A 17,555-nucleotide genomic window follows, 5' to 3' on the forward strand; every position below is an offset into this window, starting at 1 on the left:
TGCGACTGTTGCACGGGGCGCGGGGCAAATCGCAAGCGGCGATTGCTCCAACCGATGCGCTATCCTATTTCGAGGCCATGACAAATCCTCCCCTCCGCGCCGCGATCGTCCCCGTCACGCCGATCCAGCAGAACTGCACGATTCTCTGGTGTACCGCGACGATGAAGGCGGCGGTGATCGATCCGGGCGGCGACCTGCCGCGGATCATGGCGGCGGTCGAACAGGCGGGCCTGACGGTCGAGAAGATCCTGCTGACGCATGGCCATATCGACCATGCCGGCGGCGCCAAGCGGCTGTCGAACGATTTGGGCGTGCCGATCGAAGGCCCGCACGAGGCGGATCGCTTCTGGTTGCAGCGGCTCGATCAGGATGGGCCGAAATACGGGATTTCCGGCGTGAATTTCGAGCCGGACCGGTGGCTGGTCGAAGGTGATACGGTGTCGGTCGGGGATCTGGTGCTCGATGTGTACGAGACGCCAGGGCATACCGAAGGGCATGTGATCTTCCACCACGCCCCGTCGAAGTTCGCGCAGGTCGGCGACGTGCTGTTCCAGGGATCGGTCGGGCGGTCGGACATGCCCGGCGGGAATCACCAAGTGCTGGTAAAGTCGATCGTCGAGAAATTGTGGCCATTGGGGAGCGATACGAGCTTCATTCCGGGGCACGGGCCGGCGAGCACGTTTGCGCATGAGCGGGCAACGAACATGTTCGTGAGCGATCGGGCTTTGGCGGCGTAGCTCCACCTGTTCCCCCGCGGAGGCGGGGTCCAGGGTATCAGGCGGTAGCGTTCGTGACCCTAGGCTCCCGCCTTCGCGGGAGAACAGGAAGGGGTAGGGACTCTCCCCTACCGCCCCACCCCGGCGAAGGCAGGGTTCAGGCGGGGAACGAAGATCGGCGGAGGTAGCGCTCCGTTACTGCAACCTCCCCAACTGGGCCCCGGCCTTCGCCGGGGTGATAGTGCGCGTGGGCTAGATCCTATTTCCGCTCGCCCGCCGTCTCGAGGCGTACCGACTTGAACTCGGACCCATCGCGCCATTCCGGCCACAACCGGCTGTTCGCGAGCTTCGTCCCGATCGTCTGGAACAGGCCCACATCCTGCGCGGCGCCGCGCAGATCCCAGTCCGGCCCCCACGCGTCGCACGTCTGGTGGTAGCATTTCATATAGCCGTCGAGCCACGCCTGCCCCGCAGTCCGCCCGCCGGTCACGAGATCGGGCGCACCGCTGATCGCCATCAGCAGCAGCGTTGGCACGCCGCGGCGCGCGACCGAGAAATGATCGGCGCGGTAGAACAGCCCGCGTTCGGGGAGCGCTTCGGGCGTTACCGCGCGACCCTGTGCCTTGGCGGCATCGCCGAGCATGTCCTCGAGGCTGTTCTGGCCTGCGCCGACGAGCATGACGTCCTTTGCCGGGCCCGCGGTCTGCAGGATGTCGAGCGTCAGGTTGGCGACCGTCTTGGCGGCGGGATAGACCGGGTTCACCGCATAGGTTTCCGAGCCGAGCAACCCGCGCTCCTCGCCACTCCACAGCGCGAAGACGAGGCTGCGGTCGGTCCGCGGTGCCTTGGCGAAGGTGCGCGCGAGTTCGAGCACGCCCGCTACGCCCAGCCCATCATCGTTGGCGCCGGGGCGGATCGTGCGGCCCTGCGCATCCGGCGCGCCGATCCCGTAGGCATCCCAGTGCGCGCCAAACATCACGACCTCGTCCGGGTGCCTGGTCCCCGGCAGCTTCGCCAGCACGTTGCGGCTCTCTGCAGTGTCGTGCCTGACCGGCAGGTCGGTGGTAAACGCCTGCTTGAGCGGCACCGGGCGGAAATCGCTGCGGCGTGCGGCCTTGCGCAAGTCTGCGAGGTCGAGGCCGGAGGCGGCGAACAGCCGAGTCGCGGCCCCTCCTTCGAGCCAGCCCTGGAGCATCACCCGTGTTTCGGGATCCTTCCGCACGATATCGTAATTCTCGCCGGCGGGCGCGGTCACTGTGTTCCAGCCATAGCCGGCCCCCGGCGTGTCGTGGACGATCAGCGCCGCGACGGCACCCCGCCTCGCCGCTTCCTCATATTTGTACGTCCAGCGGCCGTAATAGGTCATCCGGCGATCACCGAACTTGCCCTTCGAATCGTCGCCGGCAATCGCCTCGAAATCGGGATCGTTGACGAGGAAGACCGCGACCTTACCCTTGAGGTCGAGCCCCTTGAAGTCGTCCCAGCCGCGTTCGGGCGCGCTGACGCCGTAGCCGACGAACACCATCGGTGCGTTGGCGATGGCGACCCGGTCGACCCCGCGGACGGTGCTGAGATAGACGTCGCGGCCCTGCACCAGCGGCGTGGTGCCGACGCGCACGGTGCCGGTGCCCATGCGCGTGTGGACGAGCGGTACGGGCTGCGTCCAGCTGCCGTTCGGGCCGCCGGGCTGTGCCTTCATCGCCTTGAACTGCGCGATCAGCCAATCGATCGTCCTGGTCTCGCCCGGCGTGCCGGGGGCGCGGCCCTCGAACGAGTCGGACGCGAGCGTCTTCACGTCGGCGGACAGGCTCGCGGGCGCAATCTGCGCCGCGGCGGGTGCCGCGGCGAGCAGAGCCGCCGCCCCGAACAGACGACGCGCGCTCACGCCCGGTCACCCGATGGCACGACTTGGAACGTCTTGGCGGTCGGCACGGCGTTCGCCTGATACGCGATCGCCAGCGCCCAGCCGGCGAGCAGCGCCATCAGCGCCCAGGTCGCCAGTGCCCCGCCTGCACGCGGTACGCTGGATGTCGGCTGGTCCATCCCGAACGCGTGCGCGACGCGGGCGATCACGAACACCGCACCGGCGATCCACAACCATAGCGTCGACCCGCCCGCGAGTTCGATCAGGCCGAGCAGGATCAGGATGAACGGCGCATATTCGGTGAAGTTGGCATGCGCGCGCATCCGCCCCTGCAACAGCGCATCGCCGTTATCGCCCAGCAGCACCTTGTCCTTCACGCGGATCGGCACGATTCGGAAGGCGAGCCACAGATTGACGACGGCAGCAGCCGCTGCGATCGTCAGTGTCACGGGTAATATCACGGCGTTGCCCCTCGTTGGATGTCGACGGCGGTCCTGCCACCCGCGACCAATGGTTGCAACGCGAGGGCGAAAGCTTGCAACGCGGGACGAATTCGCTATAGCGCCACGCTTCGCGAGCGTCAGGCCGCATGGGTTGCTTCAGGCGGCCGGCATTCATGTCGGTCGCCGAGTTCCGTGTCCAGGCGTACTCGGAGCCCCGACCTTTAGATTGAACAAGGTGCCGAAATGGCCGTCCCCAAAAGAAAAACCTCGCCCTCCAAGCGCGGCATGCGCCGTGGCCACGACTCGCTCACGATCGCGTCGTTCCAGGAATGCCCCAACTGTGGCGAACTGAAGCGTCCGCACAACCTCTGCGGGTCGTGCGGTCACTATAACGGTCGTGAAATCCTCTCGATCGAGGGCTGAGGCTTCCGTCCGGAACCTCTAACTTGAACGAAGGATTGACGATGCCCGACAGCGGCTGGATCGCGGTCGATGCGATGGGTGGCGACGACGGGCTGGCAGTGATGCTCGCCGGCGTTGCGCGCGCGCGCCATCGATTCGAGGGCATGCGCTTCTTATTGGTCGGCGACGAAACTGCGATTCGTGAAGAGCTCAAGGCTCATCCGAACCTGTCGCAGAATTCCGAGATCGTCCACGCCCCCGAGGTCGTCGGCTCGAGCGAAAAGCCGAGCCAGGCGATCCGGCGGGCGAAGAAGACGTCGATGGGCATCGCGATCGACCTGGTGAAACAGGGTCGCGCCGCCGCCGCGGTGTCTTCGGGTAACACCGGCGCGCTGATGGCGATGGCGAAGCTGTCGCTGCGGATGCTGCCGGGTATCGACCGGCCGGCACTCGCGGCGCGTCTGCCGACCCTGGGCGATACCGACATGGTGATGCTCGACCTTGGTGCGAACACCGAGTGCGATGCGCGCAACCTCGTCCAGTTCGCGATCATGGGCGCCGCCTATGCGCGGACTGCTCTCGACATCCCGCACCCCCGCGTCGCACTGCTGAATATCGGCAGCGAGGACATGAAGGGTACCGACGAGATCCGCGACGCCGCCGCGCAGCTGCGCGCGACGCCGTCCGTCGACATGCAGTTCGAAGGCTTCATCGAGGGTGACCGGCTGTCGCGCGGTGAGGTCGACGTCGTGGTATGTGACGGCTTTTCGGGCAACATCGCGCTGAAGACCGCCGAGGGCACCGCGCGATTCGTCGCCGACCTGCTCAAGCGCGCGTTCCGCAGCTCGGTGCGCTCGAAGCTCGGCTTCCTGATCTCGAAGCCGGCGACCGAATTGCTGCGCGATCACCTCGATCCCAACAATCACAACGGCGCGGTCTTTCTCGGGCTCAACGGCATCGTCGTGAAGAGCCATGGCGGCGCCAACGAGCGCGGCGTCGCGACCGCTATCGGCAATGCCGCCAAGATGGTCCGCAACGACCTGGTACGGCGGATCGCCGACGATCTCGGCAATGTGGAGAAGGCGGCATGATCCGTTCGGTCGTCATCGGCACGGGCTCCGCCCTGCCCGTCCGTCGTGTCTCGAACGCCGAACTCACGGAGACCGTTGATACCAGCGACGAGTGGATCGTCGAGCGCACCGGCATCCGCTTCCGCCACATCGCCGGCGAAGGCGAGACGACCGCGACGCTGGCGGCCGATGCGTGCAAGGCCGCGCTGGTCGCAGCGGGGATCGACTCGCAGAGCATCGACCTGATCGTGCTCGCCACCGCGACTCCGGACCAGACGTTTCCGTCGAGCGCCACCAAGGTGCAGGCGATGCTCGGGATCGACGACTGCGTCGCGTTCGACGTCGCCGCGGTCTGCTCGGGCTTCCTCTACGCGGTCCAGGTCGTCGACAGCATGATCCGCAGCGGTGTCGCCAAGCGTGCGCTGGTGATCGGCGCGGAGACGTTCAGCCGCATCCTCGACTGGGAAGACCGGACGACCTGCGTGTTGTTCGGCGATGGCGCTGGCGCGATCGTGCTCGAGGCGCAGGATACCGCCGACGCGGACGGGCGCGGGATCCTGACGACCAAGCTGCACGCCGATGGCCGGCACAACGAGCTTCTCTACGTCGACGGCGGCGTCTCGACGACCGGCACTGTCGGCAAGCTGCGCATGAAGGGCCGCGAGGTCTTCCGTCATGCGGTGACTAACCTGGCATCCGTCATGACCGAGTCGCTGGCGATGGCCGGGCTCGACGCGAACCAGGTCGACTGGGTCGTGCCGCATCAGGCGAACGCCCGGATCCTGGACGCGACCGCGCGGAAACTCGGCCTTGCCCCCGCCAAGGTTGTCGTCACCGTCGACCAGCATGCCAACACGTCGGCTGCCTCCGTACCGCTCGCTCTGGACGTCGCGGTGCGCGACGGTCGCATTCGGGAAGGCCAGATCGTCGTGCTGGAGGCGATGGGCGGCGGTTTTACCTGGGGTGCTGCGGTTATCCGCTTCTAATCCTGCCACAAACCAATCGATTCGCTTGTAGAACAAAAGTTCTTCCGGTCGCGTTCCAGCTTGTGTAGGAGGGGCGCCGAGACTGGGAGCTTGTGAATGACGATGACCGGTACTTTGACGCGGGCCGATTTGGCCGAGTCCCTCCACCGCGAGGTTGGATTGTCGCGTTCGGACTCATCGAAGATCGTCGAACAGATCCTCGCCGAGATGTGCGGCGCGCTGTCCGAAGGCGAGAACGTCAAGATCTCCGGGTTCGGGACGTTCGTGCTGCGCGACAAGGGCGAGCGCGTGGGCCGCAATCCGAAGACCGGCATCGAAGTGCCGATCGCGCCCCGCCGTGTCCTGACGTTCCGCGCAAGCCAGATGATGCGTGAGCGCATCGTCGGTGCCGACTAATCCAGCAATGCCCGACGGTGACGATGATTCCCCTGCCGACCCTACAGGCGACAGCGGTCAAAATACCAATCTTGTCTTAGCCAGCGACGGGGACGCTCCGTCGGCATCCGTTCCTGGCAAAACTCCCGTTTCAGGCAAGACTGGCGCGGCGTTTCGAACGATCGGCGAGCTGTCACGCGAGACCGGCCTGCCACAGCATATCCTGCGATATTGGGAGACCCGGTTTCCGCAGCTGCGCCCCCTGCAACGCGCGGGCAATCGACGCTATTACCGTGCCGAGGATGCGGTACTGGTCCGGCGGATCGATACGCTGCTCAATCGCGAAGGCTATACCGTCCGCGGCGTGCAGCAATTGCTTGCCGCTGAAAAGACACCGGTCGCCACGACCGAGGCGATCGAGCCCATGATCCCTGCCCTCCGTGCGATCCGCGCGCTTCTGGCAGACGCATTGGTCGAGGACGGCCGGCGCGCCTGACGCGCTGTCGGTAAAAGGGAAAGGGGAAGAACGATGCCCTCCCCTCGCCGATCTTAACCCTCGCTGCCGAGCGTCTTCTTGGCCGCGTCGAGTGCTGCCTTGCCGCCCTTGCGGACGGTCTTCACCGCGTCTTCCGATGCCTTCTCGATCGTCGTGCCGGCCTTACGACCGAGCCCGATCGACTTCGCCATCGCACGACGCGCTTCCGAATAGGTCGCGGCGACCATCGGATAGTCGGCCTTCAGGTTGAAGCGCTCGCGATACTGTTCCGGCGTCATGCCGTTGGTCGACAGGTGGCGACGCAGCGTCTTGTACTTCTTGCCGTCGAGCATCGAGATGATGTGATCCGGCGACGCGAGCGACTTGCGGACCGAAACGGCCGGCTCCGACGCAGGCATCGCAGCAGTCTCGGGTTCGGCATCGCCATTACCGACAAGCTTCTCGACCGCAGCGTGCATCGCGACGAGGAACGTGGGTACGTCGTCTGCGGCGGTGCGCGTATTGGGGTTCGCAAGCCATGCTGCCGTCAGTTCGGCGGCAAGCTCGACCGTATTGATTGTATCAGTCACACTAGGTCCTTGAATTCGTAATGCACCCCTGCGAGCAGGCGCCTACAGCTTTTGGCTGCAAATGAACACCAGGTGTTTACCATACGCCTATTATTACGTTTTGTTCATTCACGCCGCAAATGTCAGTGAGCGGCCCGATGTGCTTTGATGTCACGCCGCAGATAGCCAGACTTTGGCTAACAGGATGTCCGCATCGAAGAACGCAAAGTCCCAATGCAGACGTCCATGACAAACATTATGGATCCTTGGCTTTCCGATCGGTACGCCATCGAACGATCGCCAATCCGGTGACTGATACTCAAGCCGGAAACGGCTTATCGTCGCCGCTACTTTGTTACTCCGACATTCATGTCGCGATGCCCCGAACATGCGTTGCACAACCGCCTTGCCGGCGAGATCAGCGACCTTTGATGCGCATGTCGCACGCGGCAGAAACTTGTTCCGTCTGCCGCACGCGTCATCATGCGTCGACCCGCGGTATGAGACGGGGCGACCCGCACCAGAAGTCGCCGCGGCGCAATTCGCCATCGTTAGTCGCTACGGTGGCAAGCACTTGCCTAGGAACGGTCCCTGGCTCAGCATCTTGCATGAACGGCTGCACACCCTGCCGAAGCGCCTTCACCCGGCCGCCTACGAAAGGGCCAAAGCAGCATGTGGCGCAGCGGGCACCCATATCCTAGAATCGAACATCGGAGCGATTGGATTTCGAAGCCACCTCCGTCGCACGCCGAACAAGCAAAGCGCCTTATGAAGTGCAAGAAAGGGACGGATGCGAAGATGATCGGGGGCAGCCTATCAGAGAGCGTTAGAAGCCTAGCAGCCGGCGGAGGGCTGATCGTGCTGGTGGCAATCGCTGGCTGCGGCTCGCCCGAAGACGCCCGTGCAAACAGAAGAATGCCTGGTTCCGCACCGGCTGGAACGGCAACGGTCGCGTCAGTCCCGGTTACCGCGAACGCAGCCGGCGCAGACGCCCCCGTTCGCTCGACCACGGCCGTTGTCGTCGTCGGCGATACGCTGTGCCAAGTCGGTGAGATGCGCCTCTTCTCCTGCGAGATCGGTGCCAAGCGCGTGTCGGTGTGCGGCGGTGGCTCGGGTGCGGTCTATCGCTACGGAACGCCCAGCAAGGTGGAGCTTAGCTCGCATAACCTGACCTTCGCCAAGCGGAGCTATTCGGGTGGCGGAGAATCGCAGATCACTGCTAAAAACGATGATTACACCTACACCGTGTTCGATAGCACAGTGAGAACCTCCTTCGGTGAGGGCGCTAACAACCCGGCATTTTCGAGCGGACTGATCATGGCGCGCGGGGAACGCGTCATTGCATCGAAAATGTGCAACCGCGAATCCTCGGTGGAAGCGCCCGCGGAAAGGGCGCTGCCGACTGGCAACTTCATCAGACGGATCGCGAAGATCGTGCCGACCAGGATCGCGAGATAGCCGATCTGTCGTACGACGCTTCCGTCGCCGCCCTCGACGTTGGTCATGATCGGGCCGAGCATCACCAGGGAAATCAGCGCGATGATCGCGATCCGCAGCGGCATCAGTCGGTCACCGACGCTTCTGAGCACCGGCGCGTCGTCGTCCGCAGCGCCCTCGCCGAGTTTGGCCAGCCAGTCGCTGCCCGAGTAGGATCCCGGTTTGGCCCCTGGTTTGGATAGGGCGTGCGCGGTCCTCCCAATGCCACTGGAGCGGTTCGCGCGGTCGGATCGGTTCACGCCGTTGGGTCCTGAAAGCATGCGGAAACTCAATCGATAGGATGCATCGCAGGTACGACGCGTGCCGGACAGGTTGCGCGATAGCGATCGACGCGGCCGACGATATGCACGCGACCGTTCCTCCAATTCTATCCGCCGCGACGACAGGCGTCGACCATCCGAGACCGGCGATATCTGCCTCATGCCTGTTGTTTGCAGGATCGAGAACTTTGATCTGGAGCAGTCGAAATGATCGGATCATCAGGCACAAACGCTGCCAAGGTCGATTTTTACAATTTAATGGGCTGAAACCGTCTTTGGATGGTTGAACCCGCTGTGACACGCCGTTACGGGGTCCGCAGACAATGGAGTATACTATGGCCGAAGATACCACTGACCTGAATGCCGTCGAGCTGGCAACAGAACCTACGATCGCCTGGCTCGGCAACCCGAATACGCGGAGTTCGGCTGATGACGTTCCCGCGTTTCTCGGCAAAATGCATGAGACCGTCGCGACGTTGCTCGGCACCACGACCGAGGCTGCTCCGGTCGAAGCTGCGACCGAATACACGCCTGCCGTAACGGCACGCAAATCGCTCGCGTCGAAGGATCACATCATATCGATGATCGACGGCAAGTCGTACAAGACTTTGCGCCGTCACCTCGCGACGCACGGCATGACTCCTGCCGAATACCGCGAACGTTATGGCCTGAAGCCCGATTACCCGATGGTCGCCGAAAACTACTCGGAAAGCCGTCGCGCGATGGCGAAGAAGATCGGCCTCGTTCGCAAGCCTGGTCCGCGCAAGACCGACTCGGCGCCTGCCCAGGCGACGACGCGCAAGCGCAAGACGGACATCGCCGCCGCCGCTGAATAAGCGACGCCGCGAGGACCGACAAAAGGACCGGCGTCTCGCGACGCCGGTCCTTTTGTCGGTGCCGCCGAGCGCTGAGTCGTTACGTTGCGACCGTCACTTGGCGACCATCACTTCGCGAAGAGCCCGCGGCGGTAGAGCAATGTGATCGCGACGCGGCGGTTGCGCGGGTCCGCGGGATCCTTGACGATCAGTGGCTCCCGATCGGCGACGCCTTCGATCCGCTCGAACCGTTCCTCCGGCGTGCCACCCGACAACAACCGTCGCCGCGTCGCCTCGGCGCGGCCTGAGGACAGCATCCAGTTGTTCATCGCGCGCGGATCGCCGTACGGTACGCTGTCGGTATGCCCGCGGATCATGATCGGGTTCCGCATGCCCTGCACCGAGCCGGCGATCATGCCGATCAGTGCCGACGCCTCGGGATCGAGCGCGGTCGTACCCAGCGCGAACATCGAATAGTTGGCGTCGTCGACCAGGTCGATCCGCATCCCGTCCTGCGTCGGCAAGAACCGGACATGGTTCTGCAATCGTGACAATCTGGCGTTCCCCGCGATCTGGCCAAGCACGCGCCGACGCAGCGCCGCGAAGTTCTTGCGGTCTTCCTTGGTCAGCGCGTCGCGGCTTTTCAACGACCCCTTGGGCCCCGTCCCTGCCGACGGACCGCCGAGCCCGGCATCGGGGATCGCCAGTTGCGCCATGCTGGTCTGGCCGGGCTTGGGACCGATGCGGTTCTTGTCGAGGATCGATTCACCGCCGAACAGCCCGCCGCCGCCGATCCCGAGCGAGCGCGTGTTGAGGATGGTCGGAGCGAAGTAATCCGCAATGCCCTTGCGCTGTTTCTCGGTGGTCGCGCCGACGATCCACAGCAGCAGGAAGAACGCCATCATTGCCGTGACGAAATCGGCATAGGCGACTTTCCACGCGCCACCGTGATGGCCGCCATGCGCCTCGATATAGATCTTCTTGACGATGACCTTGGGCGGCTGGTTCGTACCGTGAGGCGCGCGGGCGGCCACCGGGTTACTTCCCGCGAAGCCCGTCGAAGACTTCGGCGAAGCCCGGCTGGTTCTTGTGCGCGATGCCCGAGCGCGCGGCCTCGATCACCAGCGGCTGCGGATGGCCGTGCAGCGAGGCAATGATGATCTGCTTCACCACGTCGTAGATCGACGCATCGGCATCGAGCACCTGCTTCAACCGGTTCGCGAGCGGCGCGACGATTCCGTACGCCAGCAGCACGCCCATGAACGTGCCGACCAGCGCCGAGCCGATCATCGCGCCCAAAATCGACGGTGGCTTGTCGATCGAGCCCATCGTCTTCACCACGCCGAGCACCGCCGCGACGATACCCAGCGCGGGCAACGCGTCGGCGAGGCTCGCGAGCGTGCCGTGCGCGGCCTCCTCCTCGTGGTGATGCGTCTTGATCGAGTGGTCCATCACCTCCTCGACCGCGTGCACGTCGAGCGTGCCCGACGACACCACGACCAGGCGCAGCGTGTCGGCGATCAGGTTGACGAGCGCCTTGTCCTTCAGGAGCTTGGGATATTCGGCGAACACCGCGGACGACTGCGGATCCTCGACATGCGGCTCGAGCGCGATCGGGCCGTCCATCCGCAGCATCTTCATCAGCTTGCTGACGAGGAAGATGACGTCGAGATAGTCCTGTTTCTTGTATTTCGGGCCCTTGAAGACCTTGCCGAGGCCAGCGCCGAGACCTTTCAGCTCCTTGCCCGAATTGCCGATGATCAGCGCGCCGGCGGCGGCCCCGCCGATGATCAGCATCTCGTGCGGAATGGCCTCCATGACGGGGCCGAGCGCGCCGCCGGTGAAGGCGAATCCGCCGAACACCATGACGAGCAGGACGACGATGCCGATAACCGGAAACATGGTGTTCGAAATTCCCCCTGGACCGATTACGGCGGTAGCGTAGCGCGAGCGTTAACCGGATTTGGTAGCCAAGCCGTTACCAGCCGGCCCGCTCAGCGCAGATAATCGAACAGCGACAGCGCCGAGAGCTTGGAAAAGCTCGCCTGCGTGGCCGACAGGATCGTCATCGTCTTCTGCAGCTCGACCACGGTGGTGGTGAGGTCGGTATCCTCGAGCCCGGACCGGGTCGCCTCGCGGTCTGCTGCGACATCGGTCAGCCGGGTCGTCTCCAGATCGACCCGGACGGCGCGCGCGCCGAGCGACGCCTGGACGGTCGACACCTGGTCCGCCGCGGCGCCGAGATCGGCGAGCGACGTACCGAGCGAACCCGCGGTGAAATCGTCCGATTGCAGCACGGCGGCGATCGCGGACAGCATCGCGAGCGTGTTGGTGCCGCCCTCGATGCTGCCATCAGCCTTGGTCGTGCCGCCGACGGTGAAGATGCGCGCGGCGGTCTCGTTCGCCTGGACGCTCTGGCCGTCGCCGATCGGAATCGCCGACACCGGCTTGGCGGCGAGCGCGTAGGTGCCGTCAACCGCGACCGCGGGCGCGCCGTCACCGCCTCCGAACAGCGCCTGCCCGCGCGCGTCCTTGGCGTTGGCGAGATTGGTCAGCGTCGCGACGATCCCGGCGATCTGCTCGCCGATCGCCTTGCGGTTTGCCGCGTTCAGCGTGCCGGTCTTTGCCTGCGTCACCAGCTCGGTCGCGCTCTGCAGCTGGTCGGTAATCGCGGAAAGGCTGGTGTCGCCCTGCTTCAGAATGGATTCGGCGGTGCCTAGATTGGCGACATAGGCCTTGTCGTTGACGGTATCGCGCTTCAGCCCAGCGAGGCGCTGGTAGGCGGCACTGTCGGAGGACGGTGCCGATAATCTGGTGCCGGTCGAGATCTGCGTCTGCAACTGGTCCGTCTTCGCCCCAAGCGACGACATCGACGCTGCTGCGCGGTCGTAGAATAGGCTGGTCGCGATCTGCATGGGCGTTACCGTAGATCGAGGATGGTCTGGAGCGTGTCGCGCGCGGTCTGGATCACGCGGCTCGACGCTTGATAGGCCTGCTGGAAGCGCAGCAGGTCGACCGCTTCGCTATCGAGATCGACACCCGAGGCGGACGCGAGCGCACTGACCGCGCCGTCGCGGATCGCGCCCTGGGCATCGGCGACGACCTTGCGCTGTTCGAGCGCGGCGGCGTTGCCGGCGATCAACGTCGTGGTGCGCCTCTCGAACGCGCCGCTAGTGCGGACCGCCTGCAACGCGGCAAGGTTGGACGCATCGCGCGGGCCGCCAGTGGAGCCCGCCGCGGCGATTTCGCGCGGGTCGGTCAGCGAGACCGCAATGTCGGTCGGCGTGGCGCCGGTCGCGAACAGCGGCGCGCCGGCGGTGCCGTTCAGGTCGCGGCCCTGCGCCTGGACCGCATTGACCTTCGCGGTGAAGTCGCTGGCGATGGCGTTGAGCGATCCGCGCGCGGCGGCGAGACGCTGTGCCCCTTCCGCGAAGCCGGCCAGGGCGCCGCCGGTCGGCGACACGGCCGATGCACCGCCCACGCCGGTCACTGCGAACTGCACCGCGCCTTCGCCGTTCCGAGCGTAGGAGATCTGCTCGCTCGAGCCGCCTGCGACGAACACCGCGCCGGTCGCGCCGCCGAGCCGGACGGTGGTCCGCCCGAGCGTATCGAACGACGTGGTGATGTCGGCGATCGTGCTCATCTGTTCGAGCATCTGGTCGCGCTGGTCGGCGAGCTGCGCGGCGATCGACGATCCCGGCTGGGTCCGCGCGATGCCGTCGTTGATCCTGGCGAGCGCGGTGCCGAGTGCGTTGAACGACTGCACCGCCTGCGACGCGGTCGAATCGAGATCGGCGGTCGCGGTGTCGAGCGCGCGCCCGGTTGCGGTGAACGCGGCGGCAGCCGTCCCGGCCGCTTCGAGCATGACGGCGCGCGCCGGCTCCGACGAGGGATCGGCGGCAAGTTTCTGTGCGGCCGTGAAGAAGCCGGTGATGCGGTCGCCAAGCTGGTTGTCGCCGAGCGCCGTCTCGATCCGGTTCATCCAGGTGATGCCGGCTTCGGTCTTGGCGAGATCGGTGCCGGCCGTGCGGACCGCTTGCGACCGGTAGGCGTCGGCGCTGCGGCCGATGCCGGTCACGGTGACGCCGCTGCTGCTGAGCGCGTTGCGCGCGTTCAGCCCGCCACCGACCGATGAGACTTCGGCGAGCGTCGTCGTCCGCCGGGTATAGCCCGCGGTGCCCGTGTTCGCGATGTTCTCCGACACCGTCGACAGCGCGGTCTGGTACGCGCGCACGCCCGAGGCGCCGATCGAGAGGAGATCGCTCATGGTGGCGAGCCTGCCGCGGCCTGGTTAAGATCGGATTGAGACTTGGCGAGAAAATCGGTCATCGCCTTGCCGATGCCGAGCGGCGTGTGCTCGGCCATCGACTTCGCGATCAGCCCGTCCTGCATGTCGGTGAAGGTGTCGATCGCCTTCGAACCGAACAATGGATCGCTGAGCTTCGCCTGCCGCATGCTTTTCAGCATCATGCCGGTGAAGACCGCCTCGAACTTCTCGCCCGCCTTGTCGAGATTGTCCTTCGACTTGAGCCGGCTCGTATCGGTCGAGATTCCCGTCGTGGCTGCGGGTGCCGAGATCGGGCTCACAGGACGATCAACTCGGCCTTGAGCGCGCCGGCTTCCTTCAGCGCCTCGAGGATCGCGACAAGGTCAGCCGGAGAGGCGCCGATCGCGTTGACCGCCTTGACGATGTCGGCGAGCTTGGGGCCGGGCGCGAGCAGGAACATCGGGCGACGCTCCTCCTCGACCGCAACCGCGCTGTTCGGCGTGACGACGGTCTGGCCACCGCTGAACGGGGCTGGCTGGCTGACCTGCGGCTTCTCGTCGATCCGCACCGTCATCTTGCCGTGGGTGATCGCCGCCGGCCCGACGCGGACCGCCGAGTTGATGACGACCGTCCCGGTGCGCGCGTTGACGATCACCTTGGCGGACGGCTCGGCGGAAACGACGTCGAGATTCTCGATCGTCGACATGAGGGTCGCACGGATGTCGGCGCCGATCGGCGCACGCACCGCGACCGACACTGCGTCGATCGCCTGCGCGCTGCCGAAGCCCAATTTCGAGTTTATCGCGCCGGCGACGTTCTGCGCGGTGGTGAAGTCGGCGCGCACGAGATTGAAGGTCAGCGTCGGCGCGCTGTCGAACCCGGTCGCGACCGCGCGCTCGACGGTGGCGCCTTCGGGAATGCGGCCGGTCGAGGGAACGTTGACGACGATCTTCGACCCGTCCGCGCCTTCTGCCCCCAGCCCGCCGACCGCGAGGTTGCCCTGCGCCATCGCGTAGATCTGGTTATCCGCGCCGAGCAACGGGGTCATGATCAGGCTGCCGCCACGAAGCGATTTGGCCTTGCCCATCGACGCGACCGTGATGTCCAGCCGCTGGCCGGGCTTGGCGAACGGCGGCAGTTCGGCAGTGATCATCACGACCGCGGCGTTCTTCATGCCGGGGTTCGCGTTCGGCGGCAGCTGCAGGCCGAAGCGCGAGACGACCGCCTTCAACGACTGCACGGTGTATTCGAGATTGTCGTCGCCGGTGCCGGGCAGGCCGACGACGATGCCGTAGCCGGTGAGCTGGTTCGACCGGATCCCCTGGAACCCGCCCAGGTCCTTGATCCGGTCGGCGGAGGCCGGCGCGGCGATGAGGAGCGATACCAGCGCGAGCACCACCCATCCTGCCGTTCGTATCGAGTAGAGACCGAGCGTGTCGAGGGCTCGTATCAAGATACAGGTCCCTCGATACGCCATCTCGACAAGCTCGGCGGCTACTCGGGACGAACGGAATTTCGGGCGGAATGTGCGCGCGCGCATGAGCATTACCATCAAAACGGGCTGACGACGGAGAAGAAGCGGCCGAGCCACCCCTGGCGGCCGGCGCGGGCGACGTCGCCCTTGCCGGTGTACGAGATCTGCGCATCGGCCACGCGCGTCGACAGCACGCGGTTGTCGCGGTCGACGTCGGCGGTGCGGACCAGGCCCTTGATCTTCAGGAACTCGTCGCCGCGGTTGAGCGTCACGCGCTTCTGGCCCTGCACGAGCATCGTACCGTTGGGATAAACCGCCGCCACCGTCACGCTGACCTCGCCCGACAGCGAGTTCGCCTGGTCGGCGGCGCCGGTGCCGTTGAAGGTCCGCCCGCCGCTGATCGTCGCGTCGGTCCTGCCGAACAGGTTGAGCGCGCCGGTGGTCGGCGGCGTGATGCTGCCCGAACCGTTGCTGTCCAGTTTCGAGCCCGACGATTTCGAGGCCGCCGTGCGCTCGACCAGCACGATCGTCAGCGGATCGCCGACCTTCCGCGCGCGCCAGCCTTCATAGAGCGCGGCGTAGCCGTCCTGCGCCTGGAAGATCGAGCCGGTCGCGACGACGGGTACCGGCTGAACCGGCAAGGGACGCGCGACCGAAAAATCCTCGGGCGGCGCCTTCTTGCCGAAGAGGCTCGCCTCCGCGGACGACGCGCCAAGCCCTGCGATGACGAGCGTGCCGGCGATTGCGGCGATCTGGGCGGTGCGCATCACAGGTTCTGGTTGACGTATTTGAGCATGTCGTCGGTCGCCGAGATCATCTTCGAATTGACCTCGTACGCGCGCTGCGTCTCGATCATGTCGACCAGTTCCTCGACGACGTTGACGTTCGACGCCTCGAGCATGCCCTGCTTGATGCCGCCACGACCGTCCTGCCCCGCGATGCCGACATTCGCCGCGCCGCTCGCCGCGGTCTCGACCAGGTAATTGTCGCCCGTCGCCTGGAGGCCTGCGCCGTTCGGGAAGCTGGCGACCTGGATCTGGCCGATCTGCGATGCTTCGGTCTGGCCGGGCACGGTCGCCGAGACCGTGCCGTCGCGGCCGATCGTGATCCCGGTCGTCCCCTCGGGGACGGTGATGCCGGGCTGCACCTGATAGCCTTCGCTGGTGACCAGCAGGCCCTCGGCCGAGCGCGAGAAATTGCCGGCGCGGGTGTAGCCGAGCGTACCGCCGGGCATCTGCACCTGGAAATAGCCGTCGCCGTCGAGCGCGAGGTCGAGGCTGTTGCCGGTCGTCTGCATCGCGCCCTGCGTATCCATCCGCGCGGTGCCCTGGATACGGACGCCGGTGCCGAGGTTCAGCCCGGTCGCGTATTTCGTCTCGGCAGTGCTCTGCGTGCCGGGCGTCGTGACGGTCTGGTAGGCGAGCGTCTCGAACGCGGCGCGATCCTTCTTGAACCCCGTCGTGTTCACGTTGGCGAGATTGTTCGAGATGACGCGCATGCGCATGTCCTGGGCGTCGAGCCCGGTGCGCGCGATATGCATGGCTGCGGATGACATCGGTCTGTTTCCTCTAGCTCGGCAGGCGCATCAGCGATGCACCGCTTTCGTCGATTTCCTTGGCGGATTTCATCATGTTGGCCTGGACTTCGTAGCTGCGCTGGTTCTCGATCATGTCGACCAGCGCCTGAGTCATGTTGACGTTGGATCCCTCGACCGCGCCGCCCTGGACCCTGGCATCCAGGTCCTCGGGCAGCGCCCCCCCGCCGCGGACGCGCAGCAAATTGTCGAGGCCCTTGACCGTGTCCGAGCCCTTGGTGTCGGCGAGCTTGAGCTTGTCGATCACCTGCGGCGCGTTGGCGTCGCCACCCTGCGGCACGATCGAGATGGTCCCATCGGCGGCGATCGTCAGCGACTGGTAGGGCGGCAAGGTGATCGGCCCCCCCGAGCCGATCACCGGATGCCCGTCGCCAGTCTGCAACACGCCCGATGGCGCCACTTCCAGATCACCGCGGCGGGTATAGGCCTCGGAGCCATCCGACGCCTGCACCGCCAGCCAGGCCGTGGTGCCGGTAATCGCGACGTCGAGCGGACGCCCGGTCAGCTGGATCGCGCCGGGCGACCGATCGGCATCGGTCACCTCCTCCGAGGTCGGCGCGCGCGCCTCGATCGTGGTGCCATCACCCTTCAGGTTCAGCCGGTCGAACACCACGCGATCGGCGCGGAATCCGGTGGTCGACGCGTTCGCCATGTTGTTGGCGATCGCCGCCTGCGCCGCCATGTGCGCGCGCAGGCCCGTCGCCGCGGTGTAGACCAGCTTGTCCATTCAGGGTCCCCTGCTCGCCTG

At 65.7% G+C, this 17,555-nt stretch carries 20 protein-coding genes; 7 read left to right on the forward strand and 13 right to left on the reverse strand.

Going from position 1 to position 17,555, the window contains the following annotated elements; all coding sequences use genetic code 11:
* Window positions 1–77: 77 nt before the first annotated feature.
* Window positions 78–737: an MBL fold metallo-hydrolase gene (locus HMP09_RS10945; RefSeq protein WP_176500392.1), complete on the forward strand. Its 660-nt coding sequence runs from the start codon at window positions 78–80 to the stop codon at window positions 735–737.
* Between the two features lie 238 nt (window positions 738–975).
* Here the strand turns inward: HMP09_RS10945 and HMP09_RS10950 are convergent, their stop codons facing one another.
* Entirely contained in the window at window positions 976–2,601 is a 1,626-nt protein-coding gene (locus tag HMP09_RS10950; RefSeq protein ID WP_443026416.1) for a M28 family metallopeptidase, read from the reverse strand.
* Window positions 2,598–3,041, reverse strand: a complete 444-nt coding sequence (locus HMP09_RS10955) for an MAPEG family protein (protein WP_176500393.1) — start codon at window positions 3,039–3,041, stop codon at window positions 2,598–2,600. Before HMP09_RS10955 ends, HMP09_RS10950 begins: the two co-directional genes overlap by 4 nt.
* Window positions 3,042–3,266: 225 nt before the next feature.
* Here HMP09_RS10955 and rpmF point away from each other — a divergent pair, with 225 nt between their 5' ends.
* From rpmF to HMP09_RS10980, 5 genes are all read left to right on the forward strand, one after another.
* On the forward strand, window positions 3,267–3,446 hold the full coding sequence (gene rpmF / locus HMP09_RS10960) for a 50S ribosomal protein L32 (RefSeq protein WP_056054400.1): 180 nt from the start codon (window positions 3,267–3,269) through the stop codon (window positions 3,444–3,446).
* Between the two features lie 41 nt (window positions 3,447–3,487).
* Window positions 3,488–4,516, forward strand: coding sequence for a phosphate acyltransferase PlsX (gene plsX / locus HMP09_RS10965; RefSeq protein WP_176500394.1), 1,029 nt, complete (start codon window positions 3,488–3,490; stop codon window positions 4,514–4,516).
* The gene (locus HMP09_RS10970) at window positions 4,513–5,481 is read left to right on the forward strand and encodes a beta-ketoacyl-ACP synthase III (protein ID WP_269473561.1); all 969 of its coding nucleotides are present in this window, start codon (window positions 4,513–4,515) and stop codon (window positions 5,479–5,481) included. The genes plsX and HMP09_RS10970 overlap by 4 nt, the downstream gene beginning before the upstream one ends.
* 96 nt (window positions 5,482–5,577) lie before the next feature.
* A complete protein-coding gene (locus HMP09_RS10975) occupies window positions 5,578–5,877 on the forward strand; it encodes an integration host factor subunit alpha (RefSeq protein ID WP_176500395.1) in 300 nt (99 codons plus the stop codon).
* Window positions 5,878–5,884: 7 nt separating this feature from the next.
* Entirely contained in the window at window positions 5,885–6,352 is a 468-nt protein-coding gene (locus HMP09_RS10980) for a MerR family transcriptional regulator (RefSeq protein WP_176500396.1), read from the forward strand.
* A 53-nt stretch (window positions 6,353–6,405) separates the two neighbouring features.
* Here HMP09_RS10980 and HMP09_RS10985 read toward each other — a convergent pair whose 3' ends face one another.
* Both HMP09_RS10985 and HMP09_RS10990 read right to left on the reverse strand, forming a co-directional pair.
* Complete coding sequence (locus tag HMP09_RS10985; RefSeq protein WP_176500397.1) at window positions 6,406–6,921, reverse strand: MucR family transcriptional regulator; 516 nt, start codon at window positions 6,919–6,921, stop codon at window positions 6,406–6,408.
* 1,217 nt (window positions 6,922–8,138) lie between these two features.
* Window positions 8,139–8,636: a hypothetical protein gene (locus tag HMP09_RS10990; RefSeq protein WP_176500398.1), complete on the reverse strand. Its 498-nt coding sequence runs from the start codon at window positions 8,634–8,636 to the stop codon at window positions 8,139–8,141.
* A 356-nt stretch (window positions 8,637–8,992) separates the two neighbouring features.
* Between HMP09_RS10990 and HMP09_RS10995 the strand changes: the two genes are divergently transcribed.
* Complete coding sequence (locus HMP09_RS10995; RefSeq protein WP_176500399.1) at window positions 8,993–9,493, forward strand: MucR family transcriptional regulator; 501 nt, start codon at window positions 8,993–8,995, stop codon at window positions 9,491–9,493.
* A 107-nt stretch (window positions 9,494–9,600) separates the two neighbouring features.
* Here the strand turns inward: HMP09_RS10995 and HMP09_RS11000 are convergent, their stop codons facing one another.
* From HMP09_RS11000 to flgF, 9 genes are all read right to left on the reverse strand, one after another.
* Window positions 9,601–10,506 (reverse strand): flagellar motor protein MotB, encoded by a 906-nt coding sequence (locus tag HMP09_RS11000; protein ID WP_176500400.1) that lies wholly within the window; start codon window positions 10,504–10,506, stop codon window positions 9,601–9,603.
* A 4-nt stretch (window positions 10,507–10,510) separates the two neighbouring features.
* Window positions 10,511–11,374 (reverse strand): flagellar motor stator protein MotA, encoded by an 864-nt coding sequence (gene motA, locus HMP09_RS11005; protein ID WP_056061555.1) that lies wholly within the window; start codon window positions 11,372–11,374, stop codon window positions 10,511–10,513.
* A gap of 92 nt (window positions 11,375–11,466) precedes the next feature.
* Entirely contained in the window at window positions 11,467–12,387 is a 921-nt protein-coding gene (locus HMP09_RS11010; RefSeq protein ID WP_176500401.1) for a flagellin N-terminal helical domain-containing protein, read from the reverse strand.
* Between the two features lie 5 nt (window positions 12,388–12,392).
* A complete protein-coding gene (gene flgK / locus HMP09_RS11015; RefSeq protein ID WP_176500402.1) occupies window positions 12,393–13,739 on the reverse strand; it encodes a flagellar hook-associated protein FlgK in 1,347 nt (448 codons plus the stop codon).
* Window positions 13,736–14,059, reverse strand: coding sequence for a rod-binding protein (locus HMP09_RS18425; protein ID WP_232090187.1), 324 nt, complete (start codon window positions 14,057–14,059; stop codon window positions 13,736–13,738). The genes flgK and HMP09_RS18425 overlap by 4 nt, the downstream gene beginning before the upstream one ends.
* Entirely contained in the window at window positions 14,056–15,156 is a 1,101-nt protein-coding gene (locus HMP09_RS11025) for a flagellar basal body P-ring protein FlgI (RefSeq protein ID WP_176501719.1), read from the reverse strand. The genes HMP09_RS18425 and HMP09_RS11025 overlap by 4 nt, the downstream gene beginning before the upstream one ends.
* A gap of 134 nt (window positions 15,157–15,290) precedes the next feature.
* Window positions 15,291–15,980: a flagellar basal body L-ring protein FlgH gene (locus HMP09_RS11030; RefSeq protein ID WP_176501721.1), complete on the reverse strand. Its 690-nt coding sequence runs from the start codon at window positions 15,978–15,980 to the stop codon at window positions 15,291–15,293.
* The gene (gene flgG, locus HMP09_RS11035; protein ID WP_056480241.1) at window positions 15,980–16,768 is read right to left on the reverse strand and encodes a flagellar basal-body rod protein FlgG; all 789 of its coding nucleotides are present in this window, start codon (window positions 16,766–16,768) and stop codon (window positions 15,980–15,982) included. Before flgG ends, HMP09_RS11030 begins: the two co-directional genes overlap by 1 nt.
* A 13-nt stretch (window positions 16,769–16,781) precedes the next feature.
* Complete coding sequence (flgF, locus tag HMP09_RS11040) at window positions 16,782–17,534, reverse strand: flagellar basal-body rod protein FlgF (protein WP_176500403.1); 753 nt, start codon at window positions 17,532–17,534, stop codon at window positions 16,782–16,784.
* Between the last annotated feature and the right edge of the window lie 21 nt (window positions 17,535–17,555).

The organism is Sphingomonas sp. HMP9, assembly GCF_013374115.1.
In the GTDB taxonomy this organism is placed as follows: Bacteria; Pseudomonadota; Alphaproteobacteria; order Sphingomonadales; family Sphingomonadaceae; genus Sphingomonas.